The following is a 21,642-nucleotide window of genomic DNA, read 5'->3' on the forward strand; positions in this document are numbered from 1 at the left end:
GGCCCCTCAGCCCCCGTCCCGCAGCGCCGAACCCGCCTCCCTCGCAAGGAGTTCGACGTACGCCGCCGTCCACGCCTCGACCGTGGCGCGGTCCCACAGATCGGTCGAGAACTCCAGGTACCCGGAGAGCACCTCGCCCGTCGGGATCAGCCCGAAGTTGAACTCGGAGCGGGCACCCGGCACCGCGAGGTCCTCGACCGCCGTGGTGAGGCCCGGCAGCTCGATCTCCGTCTCCAGCGAACTCTGGTACTGGAAACCGAGCGGCAGCCGGTCGGGAACCTCCACGCCCCACACCTCGCCCAGCTCCGCCGCCACGGCGCGCAGCGGCGTCGCGTGGTCCATCGCGCCGACCGCGCCGCGCGCCACCTGGTCGACCAGGTCACCGAAGGACGCGGCGTCCTGCCCGCGTACCCGCAGCGTGAACGAGGAGACCGTGCAGGCCGCGAGGGCCTCGAACTCCCGCCGCTCACGGTTGGCGTAGGAGATGGCGAGCAGGACGTCCGGCTCGCCCCCGGTCTGTGCGACGAGGCGGGCCAGCGCGGCCGCCGTCACCACGAAGGGCGTCGTACGGTGCCGGCGTGCCAGCGCCTCCACATCGGCGCGCGCATCCCGGTCCACCGTGAACAGGACCACGTCACCCGCGCCGCTCAGCTCCGCGGGGCGGGGCCGGTCCAGCGGCAGCGGCAGGCCGAAGGAGGCCCCGGCCAGCTCGCGGGCCCAGTGATCGACGAGCCGGCCCTTGTCCTGCGTGCGGCTCTGCTCCAGCTGCCAGCGTGCGTACTCGCCCGGCTGCGGGACACGTTCCGGCAGGCCGTGCGGGGCGCCGGTGGCCGCAGCCCGGTACAGCGCGGCCACCTCGCGCAGCAGCACGCTGACCGACCAGCCGTCGCAGGCCGCGTGGTGCAGGACGAAGAGCAGCACCCACCGGTCCCGGCCGGTGCGCAACAGCCGGAAGATCGGGGCGAGTTCCGCCTCGATGTCGAAGGGGGCCGCCGCCGTCCGCGCGGCGATGGCGTCCGCCTCCTCCTCGGCCGCGGCGGCCGACGAGCCGTGCCGGGCGTAGAGGTCCTCCTCCGCCGGCTCCACCGGACGGGGGCGCAGCGCCTCCTGCCACCACTCGCCGCCCTCCTCCACGAAGCGCGTGCGCAACGCCTCGTGCCGTGCGACGAGTTGACCGAGCGCGGTGTGCAGGGCCGGTACGTCCAGGGTTCCCGTCAGGGTGAGGCGCATGGCCACGTTGTAGATCTGCGGGCGGGGGTGGGTCCGGTGGCGGGTGATGAAGGCGCTCTGCTGGCTGGTGACGGGGGCGCGGCTCACGACGTCCGCCGTGTCGTCGACGGTCCCGCCGAGCTCGTCCGCGAGGTGGGCCGCCATGGCGCGCAGGGTGGGCTGCTCGTAGAAGCGGGCCACCGGGTACTCGGTGCCGAACTCCTCCCGTACGGCGTTGGCCAGCCGGATCGCCGTGATGGAGTGGCCGCCCAGGTCGAAGAAGGAGGCGTCGTCGCCGATCGCCGCGGTGTCCACGTCGAACTCCTCGGCCCACAGCTTCTTCAGCCGCGCCTCGATGTCAGCGGCCGGTCCCGTCCGGGGCGTGGCCGGCGAGGCGGCGGTCGCGGTCGAGGTGACCAGGGCCGGGGCGGGCAGCGCGGCGCGGTCCACCTTGCCGTTGGCGGAGAGCGGGAGCGCGGGGAGCACCGTCCAGGCGTGCGGCACCAGGTGGTCGGGCAGCCGCGTGGCCAGCTCCGCCGTCAGCCGGTCGGCGAGTTCCTGTCCCCGTCCGGCGGCGCGCGGCGCGGGCACGACGTACGCGGCGAGCCGGGCCTCGCCCCGCCGGTCACGGCGGGCCAGGACCAGCGCCTCCGCGACGTCGGGCAGCCCGTTGAGGGCCCGCGACACCTCCTCGGGCTCGACGCGGTGACCCCGTATCTTCACCTGGTCGTCGGTACGGCCCCGGAACTCCAGCGCCCCGTCGCCGGTCCAGCACACCAGGTCGCCGGTGCGGTACATGCGCCCCTCGGTGCCGAGCGGGTCGTCGACGAAGCGCTCCGCCGTCAGCTCCGGGCGGCCCAGATAGCCGGCGGCCACGCCCGGCCCGCCGACGTACAGCTCCCCCACCTCGCCCGCGGGCACCTCACGGCCGTCCGCGTCCAGGACCCGGAGCGTGACGTTGTCCACGGGCCTGCCGATGGGGATCGGGGGCCCTTCGGCACCCGGTTCGCGCGGCGGGACGGTCTGCACCGTGCACAGCACCGTCACCTCGGTGGGCCCGTAGACGTTCACCGTCTCGTACGGGGTGCCGGGGCGGGGGTGGGTGCGCAGGACGTCTCCGCCCAGCAACAGGTGACGCAGAGGCGGCTGTTGGGGTTCCAGGAGCGCGAGGACGGCCTCGCCGAGCGCGGTCGGCAGGATGGAGAAGGTGATGCGCCGCTCGGCGTACCAGCGGGCCAGCGCGGCCGGGTCCTTGCGGACCGTGTCGTCGGCCACGACGACCGTGGCGCCCGCGGTCAGCGCGGGCCAGACCTCCAGTACCGCCGCGTCGAATCCCTGGGCGCAGACGGCGGCGGAGCGGTCGTCCGCGCTGAAGCCGAAGCGCTCGTGGTGCCACTGACACAGGTCCACGACGGCCCGGTGCGGGATGGCGACCCCCTTGGGCGTGCCGGTGCTGCCCGAGGTGTAGATGGCGACGCAGAGCGATTCGGGGCCGTGCGCAGGGGTGGCCCCGCGCGCGGCGTCCGGGCGCGCGCCCGTGGTGTCGGCGTCCCCATCGGCATCGACCACGACGGTCCCGGACGGTGCCGTCGGGCGCGTCTCGCCGGTGGGGCCGCCGCCCACGACCAGGACGCGGGCGCCGCTCTCCGCGAGGACGGCCTCGGCCCGCGCCCTGCCCTGCCCGGGGTCCAACGGCACATAGCCGCGGCCCGACTTGAGGGCGGCGAGCATGGCGACGACCAGTTCGGCGCCGCGCGGCAGCCACAGGGCGACGGGCCCCTCGCCTCCGTCGTCGGCGGCGCGCAGGGCCGCCGCGAGGCGCTCGGCGCGCTCGACGAGATCCCGGTAGGTCAGCGTCACGTCACCGCTGATCACCGCGGTGCGGTCCGGGGCGACCGACGCCCAGCGCGACGCGAGCGCGTCGACGGTGCTGCCCGTCCGCTGCCGGACGGGACCCTGCCGCCACGCGCTCGGCACCGCGGCCACCGGGACCCGTTCCGGCCCGGCTCCCACGGCCTCGGCCAGGATGTCCCGGAACGTCCCGAAGAGCGCGTCGACGGTGGCCTCGTCGAAGAGGTCGGTGGCGTACTCCAGGTGGCAGCGGATGCCGTCGGGCTGGTCGGTGAAGTACACGCTGAGATCCGTCAGCGCCTTGTCGGGCCCCGCGTCCAGCGGAGTGGCCCGCACCCCGGGCAGGTCGAAGCGGAAGGGGTCGCCGGTCTCGAACTCGGCGAGCGTCTGGAAGACGGGCGTCCGGTCGAGCGAGCGCGGCGGCAGCAGCTCCCGCACGACCGCCTCGAAGGGCACGTCGGCGTGGTCGTAGGCGTCCAGCGCCACCCCGCGCACCCGGTCGACGAGCGTGCCGAGGTCCGGGTCGCCGGAGAGGTCGAGGCGCAGCGCCAGGGTGTTGACGAAGAAGCCGACCACGTTCTCGTACTCGGGGGTGCGGTCGGACATCGGGGTGCCGATGACCAGGTCGTCCTGGCCGGTGGCGCGGTGCAGCGCGGCCGCGTACCCCGCGAGCAGTGTCATGAAGAGCGTGCCGCGCCGCGCCCTCGCGAACTCCCGTACCCGCCGGGAGAGTTCGGGGTCGAGCGTGCGGAAGAGGGCACGGCCCCGGGAGGACAGCACGGCCGGCCGCGGCCGGTCGGTGGGGAGCGCGAGGACGGGCAGCTCGCCGTCGAGCGCCTTCTTCCAGTACGCGAGGTCCTCGGCCGCCTTGCCGCCGCCCGCCGCGTCCAGCTGACGGCGGGCGTGGTCGGCGTACGTGCGGGTCAGGGCGGGCAGCTCCGGCGCGGGGGCACCGGGCAGCTGCGCCCGGTAGAGGGCGGAGACGTCGCGGGCTAGCACGGCGGCCGACGCGGCGTCCATCACGATGTGGTGCAGGGAGAGGACGAGGACGTGCCGCCGCTCACCGAGACGGACCAGGCGCGTGACGAACAGCGGCCCGTCCACCAGGTCGAAGCGGCGCTCGCTCTCGGCCTTCAGGACGTCGGCGACGGGATCGCCCCGCTCCGGGCCCGTACCGTCGACGACCTCGAAATCCACGTCACCCGCGGGCAGCGTGAACTGCCGCGCCTCGCCCGCCACTTCACGGAAGACGGTACGGAGCTGCTCGTGCCGTGCGGCCACCGCGCGCAGGGCGGAGCGCAGCGCGTCGACGTCCAGCGGCCCGTCGAGTTCGATGGCCTTGGTCTCGTTGTACGCGGTGCGGCCCGGGAGCATCCGCTCCAGGAACCAGACGCGCTGCTGACCGGGAGAGAGCGGCGCGCCGGGATCGTCGGCCCCCGGGGCCTGTGTCGCCGCCTCCGGAGCGCGCGCGCCGGCCACCCGAATCGGTTCCGGGAGAGGGGACGACGGGGACGACAGGGTCCCGGCGGGCGTTTCGCACGCCCGGCGCAGACCGTCGAAGTGGACCAGGCCCTCGCGCAGGGCGACGGGGGCGACGCCGAAGTCCACGAGGCCGAGGATCTCGTCGGCCCCGGCGGCGTGCACCGCGTCCGCGACGGACCGCACGCTCTCGGGGCTGCCGATGAGCGCCCGCTGGTCGCAGTATCGGTCGTAGGCGCGGCGGAAGACCACGTCAAGGTCGTCCTCGGTCATGGCGGACAGGTCGATCTTCTGGCCCAGGCTGTTGGCGACGCTCCCGAACAGGGAGAGGGACGAGCGCATGTACCGCGCCAGCGGCTCGCGGGCCTCGGCGCGCGCCGCCGCGTGGTCCGCGGCGAGATAGGTGTGCATCAGCACGGCCACCTGGCCCGCGTCCGGGTCCAGGCCGCAGGCGGCGCGCGTGCGCCGGTAGAGGGCGACGTTCTCGTGCAGCTGCTCGACGCTCTGGGTCATGAGGTTGGTGACGATGCCCAGGTCGTGGCGGGCGGCCTGCTCGTACGAAGCCGGGTTGCCGACGACCGCCGTGTACATCGGCGGGGCGTCCTGTACGGGCCGGGGGAAGAGCCGCAGGTCGGCCTCGCCGCCGCCCCCGATGGCCCGGCGCAGCGGCTCGCCGCGCCACAACTGCCGTACCTGCGCAACCTGTTCGTACATCAGCTCCTTGTGGGAGCCGAACCGCTCGGGGAAGAAGGCGAAGTCGTTGGCGTGCCAGCCGCTCGCACAGCCGATGCCGATGCGGCCGCCGGAGAGGCTGTCGACCATCGACCACTCCTCGGCGACGCGGATCGGGTCGTGCAGCGGCAGCACCACCGACCCGGCGTTGATGCGGATGCGGGAGGTCTCGCGGGCGAGCGCGGCGGCGAGCACGACGGGGTTGGGGAAGAGCCCGCCGAAGGAGTGGAAGTGCCGCTCCGGGATCCACAGGGAGTGGAAGCCGTTGCGGTCGGCGAACCGGGCCGTCTCCAGGATGTGGTCGTACTTGCCGTGCCGGGGCGCCGGGCCTTCGTCCTGCGGATAGTCGCCGAAGAAGTAGACGCCGAAGTCGAGGGAGCGGGCGCGGTACCGGGCGGGCTCGGAGGGCGTGGGTGAGGTCGTTGGTTCGGTGCTCGGCTCGGTGCTCGGTGCGGGCCTCGGTTCGGTCCGGGCCGCGGCGGTGCTGTTCCAGGCCATGGCCTGGGGCTTCGCGGTCGCGGCAGGGGCCGGGGCCGGGGCCGGGGTGGCAGCGTGGGCTGGGGTCGTGGTGGTCCGCTGGGCCGGTACGGCGGCGGGCCGCGGCCTGGCCTTCGGGCCGCCGGCGCCGACGGAGAAGCCAGCGGCGCGCAGCTCCCGCAGCGAGTCCTTCACCGCGTCCACGATGAACTCGCAGTCGCTGTCGGTGTGTTCGGTGGAGAGGAAGAAGTTGCGCCACTCCCACACGTGCACGCCGCGCAGCATGAGGTGGTGGTAGAGCAGTTCCATGTCCGCGCGGTGCTCGAAGCGGAACATCGAGCCGAAGTGGCTCATGCTCAGGGCGAATCCCTCGTCCTCGAAGAAGGCGTTGAGGGTGGCGGCGAGTTCGTCCGTGCGGGCGTTCAGCCGGTCCTGGAGCCGGGGGCTGTGCTCCTTGAGGTGGGCGAGCACGGCGCGGGTGGCGACCATCGACACCGGGTGCTGAATGTAGGTGCCGCCGAAGAACGTGGTGTCGGCCGCCGGGTAACTGTCGTCCCCGTAACTCCAGTACCCGCCGTCGACGCCGTCCATGATGTCGGCGCGGCCCGCGATGGCCCCGATGGGGAACCCGCCGCCGAGCAGCTTCCCGTACGTGGCGAGGTCCGGCGTGACCCCGTAGAGCTCCTGGGCACCGCGCGGCGCCGGGCGGAAACCGGTCAGCATCTCGTCGAAGAGGAGCACGATGCCGTGGCGCCGGGTCAGTTCGCGCAGCCGCCGTACGAACTCGGCGGGCTGGAGCGACGGATGGCGGCTCTGCACCGGCTCGACGACGACAGCGGCGATCTCGGCGGCCTGCCCCTCGATGACGGCGAGGCTCTCCTCGCTGCCGTACGGCAGGACGAGCAGGTCGGCGACGGCGTTGGCCGGGATGCCCGCGGACATCGGGACGGTGGTGAGCCCGTCGCCGCCGGTGCGCGGGGAGCGGCCGAGGACGTTGTCGTTGTGGCCGTGGTAGGCGCCCTCGAAGGTGATGATGCGGGAGCGGCCGGTGGCGGCGCGGGCGAGCCGGATGGCCGCGGAGTTCGCCTCCGTACCGGAGTTGGCGAACGCGACGCGCTCCATGCCGGTGAGACCGGCGAGCAGTTCGGCGGCCTCGCCGGTCTCCACGTTGCGCGGGCCGAGCTGGATGCCGCGCGAGAGGTGCTCGCGGACCGCCTCGGAGACGAAGGCGGGCTCGTGGCCGAAGAGCAGCACGCCGAAGCCCATGGTGATGTCGACATAGCGGTTGCCGTCGATGTCCTCGAGCACCGAACCGTGCGCCCGCCGCCCCGCGATGGGGTACAGCATCTCCTTCGTGCTGCTGCGGAAACCGACCGCCGCCCTGCTGTCGGCGAGCACCCGGCGGTAGCGCTGGGCGATGCTCTTCGACGTGGGCGTCTTGGCCGTGTAGCGGCGCACCAGGTCGTCGAGGTGGGCGCGCTGCGCGTCGGAGGCGTTGCCGCGCACCATCCCGGAACCCCGGGAGACCTCCGGGCGCGGCCCGTGCTGGGCGGGCCTGGACGGCACGGCGTCGGGCCGCTCCGGTTCGGCCGCCCCCATCTGGCGGCTGATGCGCCGCGAGAGCTCGGCCATCGCGGCGAGGTCCGCGTCGACCGCGGCGGAGACGGAACGGCCCGAGGCGCCCCCGGTCTCGGTTCCGGCTCCGGTGGTGCTCAGCTCCGCGTTCGCGCTCACCGGCCCGCCTGCCCGTCGGTCGCGGTCTGGGCGGCCTGTGCGGTCTGGGCGGCCAGGAGCTGGGAGAGCTGGCCCATCAGCTGGAGCTGTATCTGGGAGAGCTGGTGGACCTGGCGGACGAGGTCCTCCACCTCGCGGCGGGTGGCGTACTCGGGTGAGGCGGGGGTGGGGGCGGGCTCGGGGGCCGGGGCCGGGACCTGGGCCTGGGCGGCCACGGAAGGCGCCGGAGCTGCCGGAGCGAGCGGGGCGGGCGGGGCCGGCGGAGTGGGCGCGGCGACCGGAGCGGGCGCGACGGCCGGCGTGGTCACGGCGGGCGGCGTGGTCACGGCGGCCGTCGTGGTGGGAGCAGGTGCCGTGACCGGCCCCGCGCCCTCCCCCGTCTTGCCCACGATGATGTGGGCGAGCCCGCGCGCCGTCCCCGCCTCCTCGAAGAGCTCCCGCATCGACACCTTGACGCGGTGCTCCTCCTCCAACTCCCGCAGTACGCCGATCATCTGCAGCGAGTCCGCGCCGAGGTCGAAGAAGGAGGCGTCCTCGGCTATCTCACTCGTGTCGTAGCTGAGGTGCTCCGCGGTGACCTTGATGATGTGCTGGAGCACGCGCTCGACCGCTGCCTCGTCCTGTGCCACTTCCGCCCCATCCCTTGCCGCTTGTACGGGTTGTCCGGGCCGGGGAAGGTGGTTCTCCGGCCCTGTCCAGTAGTCCTTGTGCTGGAATCGGTATCCGGGCAGGGGGATCCGGCGACCCGCCCCGCCCATGAAGACACGCCAGTCGACCGGCGCCCCGGCCCGGTAGAGGCCGGCGGCCGCGTCCCACAGCTGCCCGAGCCCCGTGCCGCGCCGCAGCGACGGGTGGGCCGGACGGTCCGGCAGTGCGCGGCGGGCGAGCCCGCTCAGCGTCGCGTGCGGGCCGATCTCCACCAGCGCGCCCACGTCGTCGCCGTACGACGTCCCCAACTCCCGCAGTACGTCGGCGAACCGCACCGGTTCGCGCGTCTGGCGTACGAAGTACTCGGCGTCCGGGACCCAGCCCGCCGGCCGGGTCCGCCCGTCCAGACCGCTCACGAACGGCACCTCCGCCGGCCGCGGCACCACACCGGCGAGCAGTTCCCGCAGCCCGTCGAGGACCGGCTCCATGAGGGCGGTGTGGAAGGCGTGCCGCACCGGCAGCTCGCGGGCCGGTATGCCGCGCCCGGCCAGCAGCGCCATCAGGCGGTCCACGGCGTCGGCCGGGCCCGCGAGGACCTGGCTCTGCTCACCGTTGACGACGGCGAGTTCCACGCCGGGCACCTCGGCGGCCAGCCGCTCCGCCTCGTGCGTCCCCGTCCGGACGGCGACCATGGCGCCGGGCGCGCACGCGCTCCGCATGAGACGGCCGCGCCCCGCCGTCAGACGCAGCCCGTCCTCGGCGGACAGCACCCCCGCCGCGTACAGCGCGCCGTACTCCCCCACGCTGTGCCCGGCCACCACGCGCGGGGCGATCCCGGCCTCGCGCCAGAGCCGGACGAGCGCGCACTGCAGGGCGAAGAGCGCGGGCTGCGCGACCTCGGTCTCCCCCACCGGATCACCCGCCGCCGACCCCGAGGCCCCTGCCCCGTCTCCGCTCCCGGTGCCGAGCAGCGGGTCGAGCAGGCTGCCCCCGCCGGTCAGTTCGGCGTACTGCCGCTCGCAGGCGTCCAGGACCTCGCGTACGACCGGGAAGCGCTCGTAGAGGGCGTGGGCCGCGCCCCTGTGGAGGCTGCCCTGCCCCGTGAAGAGGAACGCCGCGTCGGTGCCGCCCGCCCCGGTCCGCCGGGGGCTCGCGAGCCAGTCGTCCAGCGCGTCCGTGAGTGCGGCGACGCTCCCGCCCCGTACCGCGAGCCGGTGCCTGCGGTGGGCGCGGCCGACGGCCAGCGTGGTCACCAGGTCCGCGGGGTCCACGGGGTCCGTGGCGGGACGCGCGCGCAGGTCGTCGCGCAGGGCGGCGGCGTTGTCGGCGAGCGCCGCCTCGGTGTGGCCGGAGAGGACGAGGACGTCCGGGTGCGGCGGGGCACCGGACGGGCGGGGCGCGGGGGGCGGGGCCTCTTCCATTACGAGGTGGACGTTGGTGCCGCCGACCCCGAAGGAGCTGACGCAGGCCCGGCGCGGCCCGACGCCGGCCGGCCACGGGCGTGCGGAATCCGGTATGTAGAACGGGCTCGCCGCGAGGTCCAGGGCCGGGTTGGGGCGGCGGAAGTTGGCCATCGGCGGGATGACGCCGTGCCGCAGGACAAGGAGCGCCTTGACGAGACTGGCCAGGCCCGAACAGACGTCGAGGTGACCGATGTTGGCCTTGACCGAGCCCAGCGCGCAGAACCCCGTCCTGTCGGTGTCGGCGCGGAACGCGGCGGTGGCCCCCTCGAACTCGATCGGGTCGCCCTTGAACGTGCCGGTCCCGTGCGTCTCCAAGTAGCCGACGCTGCCGGCGTCGACGCCCGCCCGCTCCAGGGCGCGGCGGATCGCGCCCCGCTGGCCGTCGGCGCTCGGCGCGGTGAACGCCCGCTTGTCCGCGCCGTCGTTGTTGACGCCCCAGCCCCGTATGACGCCGTGGATGTGGTCGCCGTCGGCGACGGCCCGGTCGAGACGCTTGAGGACGACGGCCACGACACCGGTGCCGCCGACCGTGCCGTCCGCGTCGGCGTCGAACGGCCGCAGGTAGCCGCTCTTGGAGAGGATGGACCCCTTGACGTACCGGTAGCCGAGCACCTGCGGCACGTGGAGCGCGGTCGCGCCCGCGACGGCGATGTCGCACTCACCGGAGACCACGGACTGCGCGGCGAGGTGGACGGCGGTGAGCGAACTGGAGCACGCCGTCTGGACGTTGACGGCCGGGCCCGTCAGGCCGAGCCGGTAGGCGGCGCGGTTGGCGGTGAAGTCGGTGAAGTTGCCGATGGTGACCTGGAGGCCGGCGACCCAGTCCGCGATCTCCCCCCGCAGGACGTTGTTCTGCAGGTAGGTCTGGAGGGAGTAGAGGTGATATCCCGTACTGGCGTACACCCCCACCTCACAGCCGCCGCGCGGGCCGCCCGCGTACCCGGCGTTCTCCAGGGCGTGGTGCACGCACTCCAGGAAGAGCCGCTGCTGCGGATCGGTGATCCGGGCCTCGTGCGCGCTCATCCCGAAGAAGGCCGCGTCGAACCCGGCGATGCCCTCGAGGACTCCGCTCGCCCCCACGAACTCCTCGGCGCGGTACACCTCTTCGGGCACCCCGGCCGCGGTGAGTTCGGCCTCGGTGAAGCGGCGGATGCGGTCGGCGCCGTCGTGGATCGTGCGCCAGAACTCCTCCGGGGTGTCGGCGCCGGGCAGCCGGAACGACATGCCGACGACGGCTACGGCATCACGGACGGCACCGCTCACCGGGCATCACTCCCGCTCTGACTCTGGCTCTGGATCGGGCTCTCGATCGGGGTCTGGCTCTGGTGGTGGGGTGGTTCTTTGTGCCGCCCTGCCGTGTCCGGCGGTGACCCGACCGCCGCGGTGCCCCCGCGCCCGTACCGCACCAGGACGACGAACATCCCGAAGCAGAGCGCGATGGCCACCCCGTGCAGCAGCCCCACGACCTGGAAGGGCGAGAAGTGGTCCAGGAGCGCGCCGCTGACCAGCATCCCCAGCCCGAAGCCGGTGTTCTCGACCGACGCGGAGAGCCCGAAGAGCCTGCCGCGCTGCTCGTCGGGGGCGGCCTGGAGGCGGGTCACGTAGGCGATCTCGGTGAGCCCGTCGGCCATGCCCGCGACCAGCGCGGCCGCGACCGCCACCCCCGTCGGCAGCCCCGCGAAGACCACGATGAACGCCACCGACATGACGCACGCCCCGACGGCGAAGGCCCGCTCTCCCGGCCCCTGCCGGCCCCCGCGCCCCGCCCACCGCCCGCACACCTGCTGCATGACGATGTTGCCGATGGCCCACGTGGCCCAGAACTGGCTGACGAACGTGGCCGGATGGGACGGGTCGAGATCGCTGGAGTAGACCGGCAGGGCCACGTTGTGGGACGAGGAGCCGAGGCCGTCGGCGGCCCTGAGCGCGATCATGACGGCCAGGACGGGAGCGGTGCGCAGCAGCAGAAGCGCGCCACCCCGCCGCCCGAGCCCGCCGGCCTCAGCGTCCTCCGAGGCCTCCGCACCTGTTCCGGCACCCGTTCCGGCATCCGCGTCCGCCTTCGCCATGGCCTTCGTACGGATCGGCAGCGAGAGCAGCACGCTCGCCGACACGGCGAAACTGGCCGCGTCCAGGGAGATGGCGGCGGTGTAACCGAGCTCCGCGACCACGACGCCCGCGGAGGCGAAACCGGCGATCATGGCAAGGGAACGGCCGGTGGCGAGCAGGGAGTTGGCGCGCATCCGGAGGTCGCCGCCGACGATCTCCGGGATGCTGCTGCGCAGTGCGACACCGGAGAGGGTGGAGCAGAAACCGGTCACCACGGCCAGCACGTACAGAAGTCCCGCGCGCCCGGCGTCGGGGGCGATCAGCAGCGCTATCATGGCGGCGCACTGAGTCAGATCGGCGCCGACCATCAACCTCTTGCGGTCGTACGCCGAGACCAGCCGTCCACTCACAAAGCCGGACACGACGCTGGTCAACAGACGTACGGCCATGAAGAGTCCGGCCGCCAGGGCACTGTCGGTCACGTCGTAGATGAAGACGTTGAGCGCGACCATGTTCAGGTAACTGCCGTATGCCGATACGCCGTTACCCACCACGAGCAGGCGAAAGTGCCGCAAGCGTTCCCCCCTGGCCCGCACCGGGCTGCTGCTTTCGGGTCGTGCACGGCTGCGTTCAGCCGAGACCGCCTTCACACTCACCCGCCCCGAAGCGCACCTACAGTCCCCCGAATTGGGGACTTGACAGGGCCTGTCGCGCTCAGTAGTTACACATTTGCCCTGGGTATGAGGGGATTCCTTTCTGTTTCTTCACAAGCGTGGTTAGATCACGTTGCGGCTACAGCCGCCGTACGTGTTGACAGTCCCTCCCGGAGGGAAAATGCCAGTAGACACCCGCCCGCAGAACGCACCGGCGTTGTCCCACAGGGAGCGTCAGGTGCTGGCCCACATCGCGGCAGGCCTCTCCCACAAGCAGGTGGCCAGGCGCCTGGGCATCAGCGTGCACACCGTGAGCACGTACCTGCGCCGCATCCGCACCAAGCGGACGGCGCCCACCGTGGCCCACCTGATCCATCTGAGCCACAGCGAGGACTGCTGACGGACACGGCGGACCGGTCGGCCGCCCGTTGGCCGCGGCCCGTCAGCCCCCCTGCCCCGTCAGCCCCCGCGGCGCACCCGGGCCGCCTTGCGGGCCTCGGCGAGCTTGCGGGCCTCGCCCGACTTGCGGGACTTGCCGCCCGTGCCGCGGGAGGCGTCCTTGCTGGTGCCGAGGCCGCGGAACGGGGCGTTCACGTTCTTGGCGCGGGGCGCGGCGGGGCCGCCGTCGAGCGGGGTGCCGGAGGGGCGCCTCGCCCCGGTGATGCGGCTCAGCTCGGCCTCGCCCGAGCGCACCTTCGTGACCGTCGGCTCGATGCCGGCCTCGGCCATCACGCGGCTCGTCTCGCGGCGCTGGCCGGAGAGGACGAGCGTGATGACGCGGCCGGACTCGCCGGCCCGGGCGGTGCGTCCCGCGCGGTGCAGGTAGTCCTTGGGATCGGTCGGCGGATCGACGTTGACGACGAGGTCGAGGTCGTCGACGTGCAGGCCGCGGGCCACGACGTTGGTCGCCACCAGGACGGTGACCTGGCCGTTCTTGAACTGGGCGAGGGTGCGGGTGCGCTGCGGCTGGGACTTGCCGCTGTGCAGGGCCGCGGCGTGCACCCCGCTGGCCCGCAGGTGCCGGGTGAGCTGGTCGACGGCGTGCTTGGTGTCCAGGAACAGCAGGACGCGGCCGTCGCGGGCGGCGATCTCCGTGGTGACGGCGTACCGGTCGGGGCCGTGGACGACGAGGACGTGGTGATCCATCGTCGTGACCGCGCCGGCCGACGGGTCGACGGAGTGGACGACGGGGTCGTGGAGGTAGCCGCTGACGAGCTGGTCGACGTCGCGGTCCAGGGTGGCCGAGAACAGCATGCGCTGGCCGTCCGGGTGCACCTGGTCCAGCGCCTCGGTGACCTGCGGCAGGAAGCCCATGTCACACATCTGGTCTGCCTCGTCGAGCACGGTGATCCGCACCCGGCCAAGTCGGCAGGCCTTGCGTTCGATGAGGTCGTGCAGGCGTCCCGGGGTCGCGACGACGACCTCGGCTCCGTCGCGCAGGGCGGCGATCTGGCGGCTGATCGAGATGCCGCCGACGACGCTGACCATGCGCAGCCGCAGCGCCTCGGCGTACGGCGTGAGCGCTTCGGCGACCTGCTGGGCCAGCTCACGGGTGGGCACGAGGACCAGGGCGAGCGGCTGCTTCGGCTCGGCGCGCCGGCCGGCGATCCGGGCGAGCAGCGGCAGCCCGAAGGCGAGCGTCTTGCCGGAACCGGTCCGTCCGCGCCCCAGGACGTCGCGGCCCGTGAGGGCGCTGGGCACGGTGGCGGCCTGGATGGGGAAGGGCTCGCGGACCTCCAGCCGGTCCAGGGTCCGCAGCAGCGCCTCGGGCAGGCCGAGGCCGTCGAACGACTGCGGCGCGACGGTGTCGGGGCGGTCCGGGTGGGTCATGAAGAGCCTTCCGCAGAGGGTACGTACCGAGGAAGGCCCGGCAGCGGGTGGCCCCACAGGCGCGGGCCGGGGTGGCGATGCCGCCCCGGCCGGAGCCGGAGCGGGTGGGGCAGACGAGCCGGGCTGTACGCCGGGTTCTGTACCGCGGGTCCTCGCGGACGTCGCGGCGACGGCCATCCATCTAGGGCAGGCATTGCTGCCGGCCTCGTGCGGTCTACCCGCGGACTCGGGCGGGCAGCCCTCGAACGTCCGCGCAGAGCGCTTTTCACGGCGCTCCTCTTGACCTTGCTCCAGGTGGGGTTTACCTAGCCGCCTGAGTCACCTCAGGCGCTGGTGGTCTCTTACACCACCGTTTCACCCTTACCTCGCGCCGGAGCGCGGGGCGGTCTGCTTTCTGTGGCACTGTCCCGCGGGTCACCCCGGGTGGCCGTTAGCCACCACCTTGCCCTGTGGAGCCCGGACGTTCCTCGGGAAGACCCCCGAAGGAGCCTCCACGCGACCGTCCGCCCGGCTCGTCTGCCGTGCGCACCATGGTACCCGCCGCCGCCAACGGGCCGCGCCCGTGGGCGGGCCGGGTGCCCGGCCGTGGCTCAGGCGAATGCCACCGTCTCCAGTTCGAAGGCGAAGGGGTCGGGCAGGGCCACCGGCTTGCCGAAGGGGCGGGTGCAGTGCTCCCGGTAGTCGTCGCCCTCCGGGTCGCGGAAGAGCGTCACGGAGGAAGAGTCACGGTCGATGAGCAGATAGAGCGGGATGCCGCCCCGGGCGTAGCAGCGCCGTTTCGCCTCGCGGTCGGCCTCCGGCTTGCTGGATGTCACCTCGACCACCAGGGCGACGCCGTCGCAGGGCATCCAGGGGTCGGCGCCGCGGAAGAGGCGGCGCTCTCTAGCAGCGAACGTGCCGTCCGGAATGGCGTGATTCTTGGGACAGGCGCCTCCGCTCTTGAGCTTGAGACCCTTGTTCCCGGAGAACTGCATATCGGTCCGGGAACGCCTGTACACCTGGCTCACGACCAGTTCGATGTAGTCCTCGTGGTCCCCGTCCGGCGGCGGCGTCACGACGATTTCCCCCTCGATCAGTTCCGCCCGGAATCCCTCCGGGGTGTCCAGCGCGAGGAAGCCCTCCAGCAGGACCTCTGCCTGCGTGAGCGGCTCGTGTGCCATGGCGGTCATGTCACGCTCCTCCTTCGGTCGCTCGTCAGACTGGGGCATCGGATGATCAACCGTCCGTGGGATCGGGAGTCGTTCCCTCGATCGTGGCACACCGGTGCCCGCGGCGGACGTGGCCCGGTTCGGCGGGTCGAAGTCGGTCTTGACCTTGTCGTGGCGTCAACGTTTCTACTGAGGGCATGCGGATCGGAGAGCTCGCCGACGTCGTCGGTGTCACCACGCGCACCATCAGGCACTATCACCACCTGGGGCTGCTGCCCGAGCCCGAGCGGCGGGCCAACGGCTATCGCGCGTACGCGTTGCGGCACGCCGTCGCCCTGGCCCGCGTCCGGCGGCTGACCGAGCTGGGGCTCGGGCTCGCCGAGGTGCGGGACGTGCTCGCGGACGACGCGGGGCGCGAGCTCGCCGAAGTCCTCGCCGAGCTGGACGCGGACCTCGCCCGGCAGGAGGCGGCGATCCGCGGGCGGCGGGAACGGCTGCGTGCCCTGCTCGACGACGCGGACCACGGGCGTCTCACCCCCGACGGTCCCGTCTCCCCCGAACTGGCCGCCTTCTTCGGCGAGATGGCGCGGGCCTCCGCGGGGCGGGCGGGTCCGGAGTCCCCGATGGCCGCGAAGGACCGCGAGTTCCTCGTCCTGCTCGACACCACCGCCTCGCCGGAGGACCGGGACGCCTTCCTCACCGCGATCCGTCCGGCGCTCGGCGCGCCGGGGGCGGTGGAGCGAGCCCACGAGGTGTACGCGCGGCTCGACGCGCTCGCCGGCGCCGACCTCGCCGATCCCGGCACGCGGGCCGCCGTGGACGAGGCGGCGCGGGCGCTGGCCGGCATGCTGCCGGACTCGCTCCTGACGGAGCTCGGATCGCGGGACGCGCCGGCCTTCGCCGAGGGCCGCGGAGATCGCGAAGCCGGCTTCATGGGGGCGTTCCTCGCGGACTTCGCGCCCGCGCAGGCCGAGGTCCTGCGCCGCGCGATGGAGCTCCTGGCGCGGCGCGCGGCGGGCGAAAGCGACGTACCCATGGAGAGGGGTACGGAATGAGCGCGCTCATGACGAGCCTCGTCCCTGCGCCGGTACGGCGGCTCGCCGGGCACGAGCTGCGCGTCCTGGTCAGCCTCGTGATGTGGGCGACGCGGCGACGGCACGGGGTGCGCGGGCCGTCCGACCAGGCCTTCGGGCACGCCCGCGACCAGGCGGCGGTCATGTACGGGCTCACCTTCGTCTGCGTCATCGAGTCGTACGGGATGGCCGTGCTGCTGCGGAACTGGCCGACCGCCCACACCGTGGCGCTGATCATCGACGTCTACGGCATGGTCCTGATGCTCGGCCTCCACGCCGCGTCCGTGACCCGGCCCCACGTACTGTCGCCCGACGCGCTGCGGGTACGCCAGGGCGCACACCGGGACCTGCTCATACCGCTGACGCGGATCGCCGCCGTACGCGCGGAGCGGCTGTTCACGCACGAGCCCGCCGAGGGCACGCTCGACCTGCCGGTCGCCTCGACGACCTCCCTCACCCTGGAGCTGACCGAGCCGGTCACCGCCGTCGGGCTCCTCGGCGGGCGGCGCGAGGTGACGACGGTGCGCCTGCACGCCGACGAGCCCGCGCTGCTCGCCGGGGCCCTGCGGAAGCGGCTGGCCGACCCGCACCGTCACGCGGGCGCGAACTGAACTGACCCGCGCCCCCCCGGCGGGCCTCACGCGGGCGCGAACTGAACCTTCGTCGTGCCCGGGTCGGCCTGCGCGAGGCGGACCCTCAGCCGCTCCCCCAGAGGCAGCTTCGCCGCACCGCCCTCGATGCGGGCCACCACCGCCGGTTCGCGCAACTGGACGGTGCCGACGGACGGATCACGCTCCTTCACGTCCACCACCACCGCGTCGAAGATCTCCCCGACCCGGTCCTTGAGCAGCGCGGCCTCGACGATGTCCACGCACTCGCGCTCCACGGTGTTGCCGCGCCGGGTGCCGTCGGCCATCTCCTTCGGCAGCTCGTCCAGGGCGGCAAGTACCCACTCCGGAGGCGGCACGGCCGCGCAGGCCGCGAGGGCGAGCTCGGACGCGTACCGGTCGACGAGGCGGCGCAGCGGGGCGGTGCAGTGGGCGTAGGGGGCGGCTACCGCAGCGTGCGTGGTCAGCGCGGGCGCCGTGCCGTTGAACGCCGTGTAGCCCGCGCCGCGCAGCAGCGTCGTGCACTCCTGGAGGAACGCGGCCTGGTGCGGCCGGCGGGGGTCGAGCGAACGGACCAGCCGCGCGTACGAGACGTGGTGCGGCCAGTCGATGTCCAGGGCCTTGGCGGTACGGCGCAGGCGGGCGACCGCGCCGTCGGGGGCGGTCGGCAGGGTCCGCAGGATGCCCGTGCCGGAGGCGATCATCAGCTCGGCGGCGGCCATGCCGGTGAGGAGCGAGATCTGGGCGTTCCAGCCGTCGGCGGGGAGCGGGGCGCGGAAGGCGAGTTCGTACGCCCCGTCGCGCTCGACGATCTCCTGCTCGGGCACGTCGAGGGAGATGCCGCCGCGGTCGGCCTCGCGCCGCTCGCGCAGCTCGCCGATCTCGCGCAGCAGCGCGAGGGGCTCCTCCGCGGTGCCGTCGTCGACGGCCCTCTGCACGCCTTCGTAGTCGAGTTTGGCCCGGCTGCGGACGAGGGCGCGGCGCACGTCGGTCCGCTCGGCGCGGCCGTCCGCGTCGAGGTCGATGGTCCACAGGACGGCGGGGCACGTCTGGCCCGGCAGCAGGCTGGCGGCGCCCTCGCTCAGGGCGGTGGGGTGCAGGGGCACCTTCTCGTCGGGGAAATAGAGGGTGGTGACGCGCCGGTGGGCCTCGGCGTCGAGCGGGCCGCCGGGCGTGACGTACGCGGCGACGTCGGCGATCGCGTACGACACCCGGAATCCGCCTCCGCCTTGGCGGCGGGCCAGGTGCATGGCCTGGTCGAGGTCGACGGAGGTGGGCGGGTCGACGGTGAAGAGGGGCAGATCCGTGGCGTCGTGGTCCGGAAGCCGGGGGGAGGCGGCGGCGCGCTCCGCCTCCGCGAGGACGTCGGCGGGGAACTCTCCCGGGACGTCCAGTTCGGTACGCAGGGCGCGCAGGGCGGTCCGCAACGGGGCCTGCTCGGCTGCGCCGGTCACGCGGAGCTGACGGCGGGGCATGGGTCGAGGGTACGGGGGTGGGGGGCGGGGGGCATGTGGGCGGAGGCATGTGGGGCGGGGGCATGTGGGGTGGGGTGGGGGAGCTCCCCGTGACGTTGTGCCGGAGCAAGGGTCCGGGGGCGGGCGGGGTGCGCGGTTGTCCCGGGCCGCAGGGGCCGCCGGGTTCGCGTGCACATGCCCCCCGTAGCCCCGTCTTCCCGCGCCCGTCCGCCCACGGGTCCTGGGCGCTCCGCCAGCCCCCGCCTCCGCCCCCGTACCCTTTCGCAGGGGCCGCACCCCCTCCCCCCGCACCACCGAAGGAGTCCGATCGTGCTCGTGCTGTTGCCGCCTTCCGAAGGCAAGGCGCCCTCCGGGCGGGGTGCCCCGCTCAAGCCTGAGTCCCTGTCCTTGCCGGGGCTCGCCGAGGCGCGGCAGGCCGTTTTCGACGAGCTCGTCGAGCTGTGCGCCGCGGACGAGGAGAAGGCCCGCACCGTACTCGGCCTCAGCGAGGGGCTGCGCGGTGAGGTCGCGAAGAACGCCGAGCTGCGCACGGCCGGCGCCCGTCCCGCCGGCGAGATCTACACCGGCGTCCTCTACGACGCCCTCGACCTTGCCTCTCTCGACGCCGCCGCCAAGCGCCGCGCGACCCGTTCGCTCCTCGTCTTCTCCGGCCTGTGGGGTGCCGTCGGCGTGGGCGACAAGATCCCCTCGTACCGCTGTTCGATGGGGGTGAAGCTTCCGGGGCTCGGTGCCCTCGGCGCGTACTGGCGGACGCCGATGGCCGACGTCATGCCCGAGGCCGCCGGCGACGGTCTCGTCCTCGACCTGCGGTCGTCCGCGTACGCGGCGGCGTGGAAGCCGAAGGGCGAGGTCGCCGGCCGGACGGCGACCGTGCGCGTCCTGCATGCGCAGACCGACGAGAAGACCGGGGTCGAGAAGCGGTCCGTGGTCTCGCACTTCAACAAGGCGACGAAGGGCCGCATCGTCCGTTCCCTCCTGTCCACCGGCGCCAAGCCGAAGGACCCGGCCGAGCTGGTCGAGGCGCTGCGCGACCTCGGGCACGTGGTGGAGGCGGAGGCACCGGCGAGGGCGGGCAAGCCCTGGGCCCTGGACGTGGTGGTACGCGAGATCCATTGAGGGTCGGGAGGGGCCTCAATGCACCCGTTGCGCCCTGCGCAACGGGCTTTGCGCAGGGCGCTCGGCGCGTGCAGGATGCTCCCATGACCTCCTCCGCGCCCTCTCCCCACACCTCCGTACTGGACCTCGCCCCCGTCGTCCCCGTGGTCGTCGTCGACGATCTCGCCGACGCCGTGCCGATGGCGCGTGCGCTGGTCGCGGGTGGGCTGCCCGCCATCGAGGTGACCCTGCGGACGCCCGTCGCGCTGGACACGATCTCGGCCATCGCCGCCGACGTGCCGGACGCGGTGGTCGGCGCCGGCACCGTCATCACGGCGCGCAACGTCTCCGAGTCCGTCGAGGCCGGCGCCCGCTTCCTCGTCAGCCCCGGCTGGACCGACACACTGCTCGACGCGATGCGGGGCTCCGGCGTGCCGTTCCTGCCGGGCGTCTCGACGACCTCCGAGGTCGTGGCGCTGCTCGAACGCGGCGTACGGGAGATGAAGTTCTTCCCGGCGGAGGCCGCAGGCGGCACCGCCTACCTGAAGTCGCTCGGCGCCCCGCTCCCGCAGGCCCGTTTCTGCCCGACCGGCGGGATCACGGCCGCCTCCGCGCCCTCGTACCTCTCCCTGAAGAACGTCGGCTGCGTGGGCGGCAGTTGGATGCTTCCCGCCGACGCCGTCGCGGCGAAGGACTGGGCCCGCGTGGAGTCCCTGGCCCGCGAGGCTGCCGCCCTGGGCCAGACCGCGGCCTAGCGCAGGTGCGACGTGTCGTTGAGGAGGCGCAGCGAGGCGTTGCCGTCGGCGTAGTACGCCACGGCCGACACCGACGCGGCCGACAGTTCCATGCGGAACAGCGACTCCGGCGGGGCGCCGAGCGCGAGCCGCACCAGGGTCTTGATGGGCGTGACGTGCGTGACGAGCAGCACCGTGCGTCCCGCGTACTCGGCGGCCAGCCGGTCACGCGCCTCCGCCACCCTCTGGGTGACCTCCGCGAACGACTCGCCCCCGGGCGGCGCCGCGTCCGGCGATGCCAGCCAGGCGTTCAGCTCCTCCGGGTGGCGTTCCCGCGCCTCGCCGAAGGTCAGCCCCTCCCAGGCCCCGAAGTCCGTCTCGCGCAGGCCCTCGTCGAGGCGTACGTCGAGTCCGAGCCGGGCGGCGACGATGCGGGCGGTCTCCTGGCAGCGCCGCAGCGGCGAGGAGACGATCGCCCGGATCGTGCCCCGCGCGGCGAACGCGGCCGCGGCACGTTCGGCCTGTCCGAGGCCCACCTCGGAGAGGGCCGGGTCGCTGCCGCCGCTTCCGGAGAACCGCTTCTGGGGGGTCAGCGCGGTCTCGCCGTGCCGCAGCAGTACGAAGGTGGCGGGGGCACCCAGGTCGGCGGGGGCGGCCCAACCGACCGGCGGCGCCGAGACGTTGCGCGCGGCCCGCAGGTCGGCACTCTCTGCGGCCGCGGGCACCGGCCCCGGCCCCGGCCCCGGCGAAACCGTGCCCGTACCTGTATCCGTATCCGTTCCCGTGTCCGCCTTCGTATACGTATCCGTCCTCGTCCCCGCCAGCGCGGCCCGTGCCCTCGCCGCACCCGCCACCGCGTCACCGGGTGGCCCGGACTCCACCGCTCCCCCGGCCCGAGCAGCGCCCGCAGCCCGCGCGGCGGCCGCGTCCAGCTCCGCCGTGGAGGTCGAAGCCGACCACTGCTCGCCCCGCTTGCCCGCGTCCATCGCCTCATTGGCGAGCCGGTCCGCGTGCTTGTTCTGGGCGCGGGGGATCCACTCGTACGTCACCCGGGACGGCGGGAAGACCGCCGCGGCCTCGGCCGCGAGCGGCTTCATGTCGGGATGCTTGATCTTCCAGCGGCCCGACATCTGCTCGACGACGAGCTTGGAGTCCATGCGCACGCGCACCGACGCGGCCGGGTCCAGCTGGTGCGCCGCCTTGAGGCCGGCCACCAGGCCCTTGTACTCGGCGACGTTGTTCGTCGCGACGCCGATGTACTCGGCGGCCTCCATCAGGGTCTCCCCCGTGGCCGCGTCGATGACGACCGAGCCGTACCCCGCGGGCCCCGGGTTGCCCCGCGACCCGCCGTCCGCCTCGACGATGAACTCCCGCACGGGCAAGG

At 73.7% G+C, this 21,642-nt stretch carries 12 protein-coding genes and 1 other RNA gene; 5 read left to right on the top strand and 8 right to left on the bottom strand.

The window, feature by feature from the left end:
- Nucleotides 1-6 precede the first annotated feature (6 nt).
- From ACZ7DY_RS10780 to ACZ7DY_RS10790, 3 genes are read right to left on the bottom strand one after another with little or no spacing between them, the layout of a single operon-like run.
- The gene (locus ACZ7DY_RS10780) at nucleotides 7-7,482 is read right to left on the bottom strand and encodes a MupA/Atu3671 family FMN-dependent luciferase-like monooxygenase (RefSeq protein ID WP_471132852.1); all 7,476 of its coding nucleotides are present in this window, start codon (nucleotides 7,480-7,482) and stop codon (nucleotides 7-9) included.
- Nucleotides 7,479-10,856, bottom strand: a complete 3,378-nt coding sequence (locus tag ACZ7DY_RS10785; RefSeq protein ID WP_471132855.1) for a type I polyketide synthase — start codon at nucleotides 10,854-10,856, stop codon at nucleotides 7,479-7,481. The genes ACZ7DY_RS10780 and ACZ7DY_RS10785 overlap by 4 nt, the downstream gene beginning before the upstream one ends.
- Nucleotides 10,853-12,217, bottom strand: coding sequence for an MFS transporter (locus ACZ7DY_RS10790; protein WP_471132858.1), 1,365 nt, complete (start codon nucleotides 12,215-12,217; stop codon nucleotides 10,853-10,855). Before ACZ7DY_RS10790 ends, ACZ7DY_RS10785 begins: the two co-directional genes overlap by 4 nt.
- Nucleotides 12,218-12,476: 259 nt before the next feature.
- Here ACZ7DY_RS10790 and ACZ7DY_RS10795 point away from each other — a divergent pair, with 259 nt between their 5' ends.
- On the top strand, nucleotides 12,477-12,695 hold the full coding sequence (locus ACZ7DY_RS10795) for a response regulator transcription factor (RefSeq protein ID WP_471132861.1): 219 nt from the start codon (nucleotides 12,477-12,479) through the stop codon (nucleotides 12,693-12,695).
- Between the two features lie 59 nt (nucleotides 12,696-12,754).
- Here the strand turns inward: ACZ7DY_RS10795 and ACZ7DY_RS10800 are convergent, their stop codons facing one another.
- From ACZ7DY_RS10800 to ACZ7DY_RS10810, 3 genes are all read right to left on the bottom strand, one after another.
- Nucleotides 12,755-14,125 (bottom strand): DEAD/DEAH box helicase, encoded by a 1,371-nt coding sequence (locus ACZ7DY_RS10800; RefSeq protein ID WP_471132864.1) that lies wholly within the window; start codon nucleotides 14,123-14,125, stop codon nucleotides 12,755-12,757.
- Nucleotides 14,126-14,235: 110 nt separating this feature from the next.
- Nucleotides 14,236-14,640: RNase P RNA component class A (rnpB, locus tag ACZ7DY_RS10805), an RNA gene on the bottom strand.
- A gap of 75 nt (nucleotides 14,641-14,715) precedes the next feature.
- Entirely contained in the window at nucleotides 14,716-15,285 is a 570-nt protein-coding gene (locus ACZ7DY_RS10810; protein WP_471134479.1) for a Uma2 family endonuclease, read from the bottom strand.
- A gap of 185 nt (nucleotides 15,286-15,470) precedes the next feature.
- On the opposite strand from ACZ7DY_RS10810, the gene ACZ7DY_RS10815 reads away from it, so the two are divergent.
- Nucleotides 15,471-16,328 (top strand): MerR family transcriptional regulator, encoded by an 858-nt coding sequence (locus ACZ7DY_RS10815; protein WP_471132867.1) that lies wholly within the window; start codon nucleotides 15,471-15,473, stop codon nucleotides 16,326-16,328.
- Between the two features lie 8 nt (nucleotides 16,329-16,336).
- A complete protein-coding gene (locus tag ACZ7DY_RS10820; RefSeq protein WP_471132869.1) occupies nucleotides 16,337-16,957 on the top strand; it encodes a hypothetical protein in 621 nt (206 codons plus the stop codon).
- A 26-nt stretch (nucleotides 16,958-16,983) separates the two neighbouring features.
- Here the strand turns inward: ACZ7DY_RS10820 and ACZ7DY_RS10825 are convergent, their stop codons facing one another.
- Entirely contained in the window at nucleotides 16,984-18,429 is a 1,446-nt protein-coding gene (locus tag ACZ7DY_RS10825) for an RNB domain-containing ribonuclease (protein ID WP_471132871.1), read from the bottom strand.
- 309 nt (nucleotides 18,430-18,738) lie between these two features.
- On the opposite strand from ACZ7DY_RS10825, the gene yaaA reads away from it, so the two are divergent.
- Together yaaA and eda are read left to right on the top strand one after the other, a co-directional pair.
- A complete protein-coding gene (gene yaaA / locus ACZ7DY_RS10830; RefSeq protein ID WP_471132873.1) occupies nucleotides 18,739-19,545 on the top strand; it encodes a peroxide stress protein YaaA in 807 nt (268 codons plus the stop codon).
- An 83-nt stretch (nucleotides 19,546-19,628) separates the two neighbouring features.
- Nucleotides 19,629-20,279, top strand: a complete 651-nt coding sequence (gene eda, locus ACZ7DY_RS10835) for a bifunctional 4-hydroxy-2-oxoglutarate aldolase/2-dehydro-3-deoxy-phosphogluconate aldolase (RefSeq protein ID WP_471132874.1) — start codon at nucleotides 19,629-19,631, stop codon at nucleotides 20,277-20,279.
- Here eda and ACZ7DY_RS10840 read toward each other — a convergent pair.
- Nucleotides 20,276-21,634, bottom strand: coding sequence for a bifunctional RNase H/acid phosphatase (locus tag ACZ7DY_RS10840; RefSeq protein WP_471132877.1), 1,359 nt, complete (start codon nucleotides 21,632-21,634; stop codon nucleotides 20,276-20,278). The genes eda and ACZ7DY_RS10840 overlap by 4 nt on opposite strands.
- Nucleotides 21,635-21,642 lie beyond the last annotated feature (8 nt).

Source organism: Streptomyces sp. NPDC037013 (assembly GCF_055607265.1).

Excerpts from the sequence above, each read along its gene's own strand:
- ACZ7DY_RS10820 (WP_471132869.1), top strand. The coding sequence starts at position 16,337 with ATGACGAGCCTCGTCCCTGCGCCGGTACGGCGGCTCGCCGGGCACGAG.
- eda (WP_471132874.1), top strand. The coding sequence starts at position 19,629 with ATGACCTCCTCCGCGCCCTCTCCCCACACCTCCGTACTGGACCTCGCC.
- ACZ7DY_RS10815 (WP_471132867.1), top strand. The coding sequence starts at position 15,471 with ATGCGGATCGGAGAGCTCGCCGACGTCGTCGGTGTCACCACGCGCACC.
- ACZ7DY_RS10825 (WP_471132871.1), bottom strand. The coding sequence starts at position 18,429 with ATGCCCCGCCGTCAGCTCCGCGTGACCGGCGCAGCCGAGCAGGCCCCG.
- ACZ7DY_RS10800 (WP_471132864.1), bottom strand. The coding sequence starts at position 14,125 with ATGACCCACCCGGACCGCCCCGACACCGTCGCGCCGCAGTCGTTCGAC.
- ACZ7DY_RS10795 (WP_471132861.1), top strand. The coding sequence starts at position 12,477 with ATGCCAGTAGACACCCGCCCGCAGAACGCACCGGCGTTGTCCCACAGG.
- ACZ7DY_RS10810 (WP_471134479.1), bottom strand. The coding sequence starts at position 15,285 with ATGGCACACGAGCCGCTCACGCAGGCAGAGGTCCTGCTGGAGGGCTTC.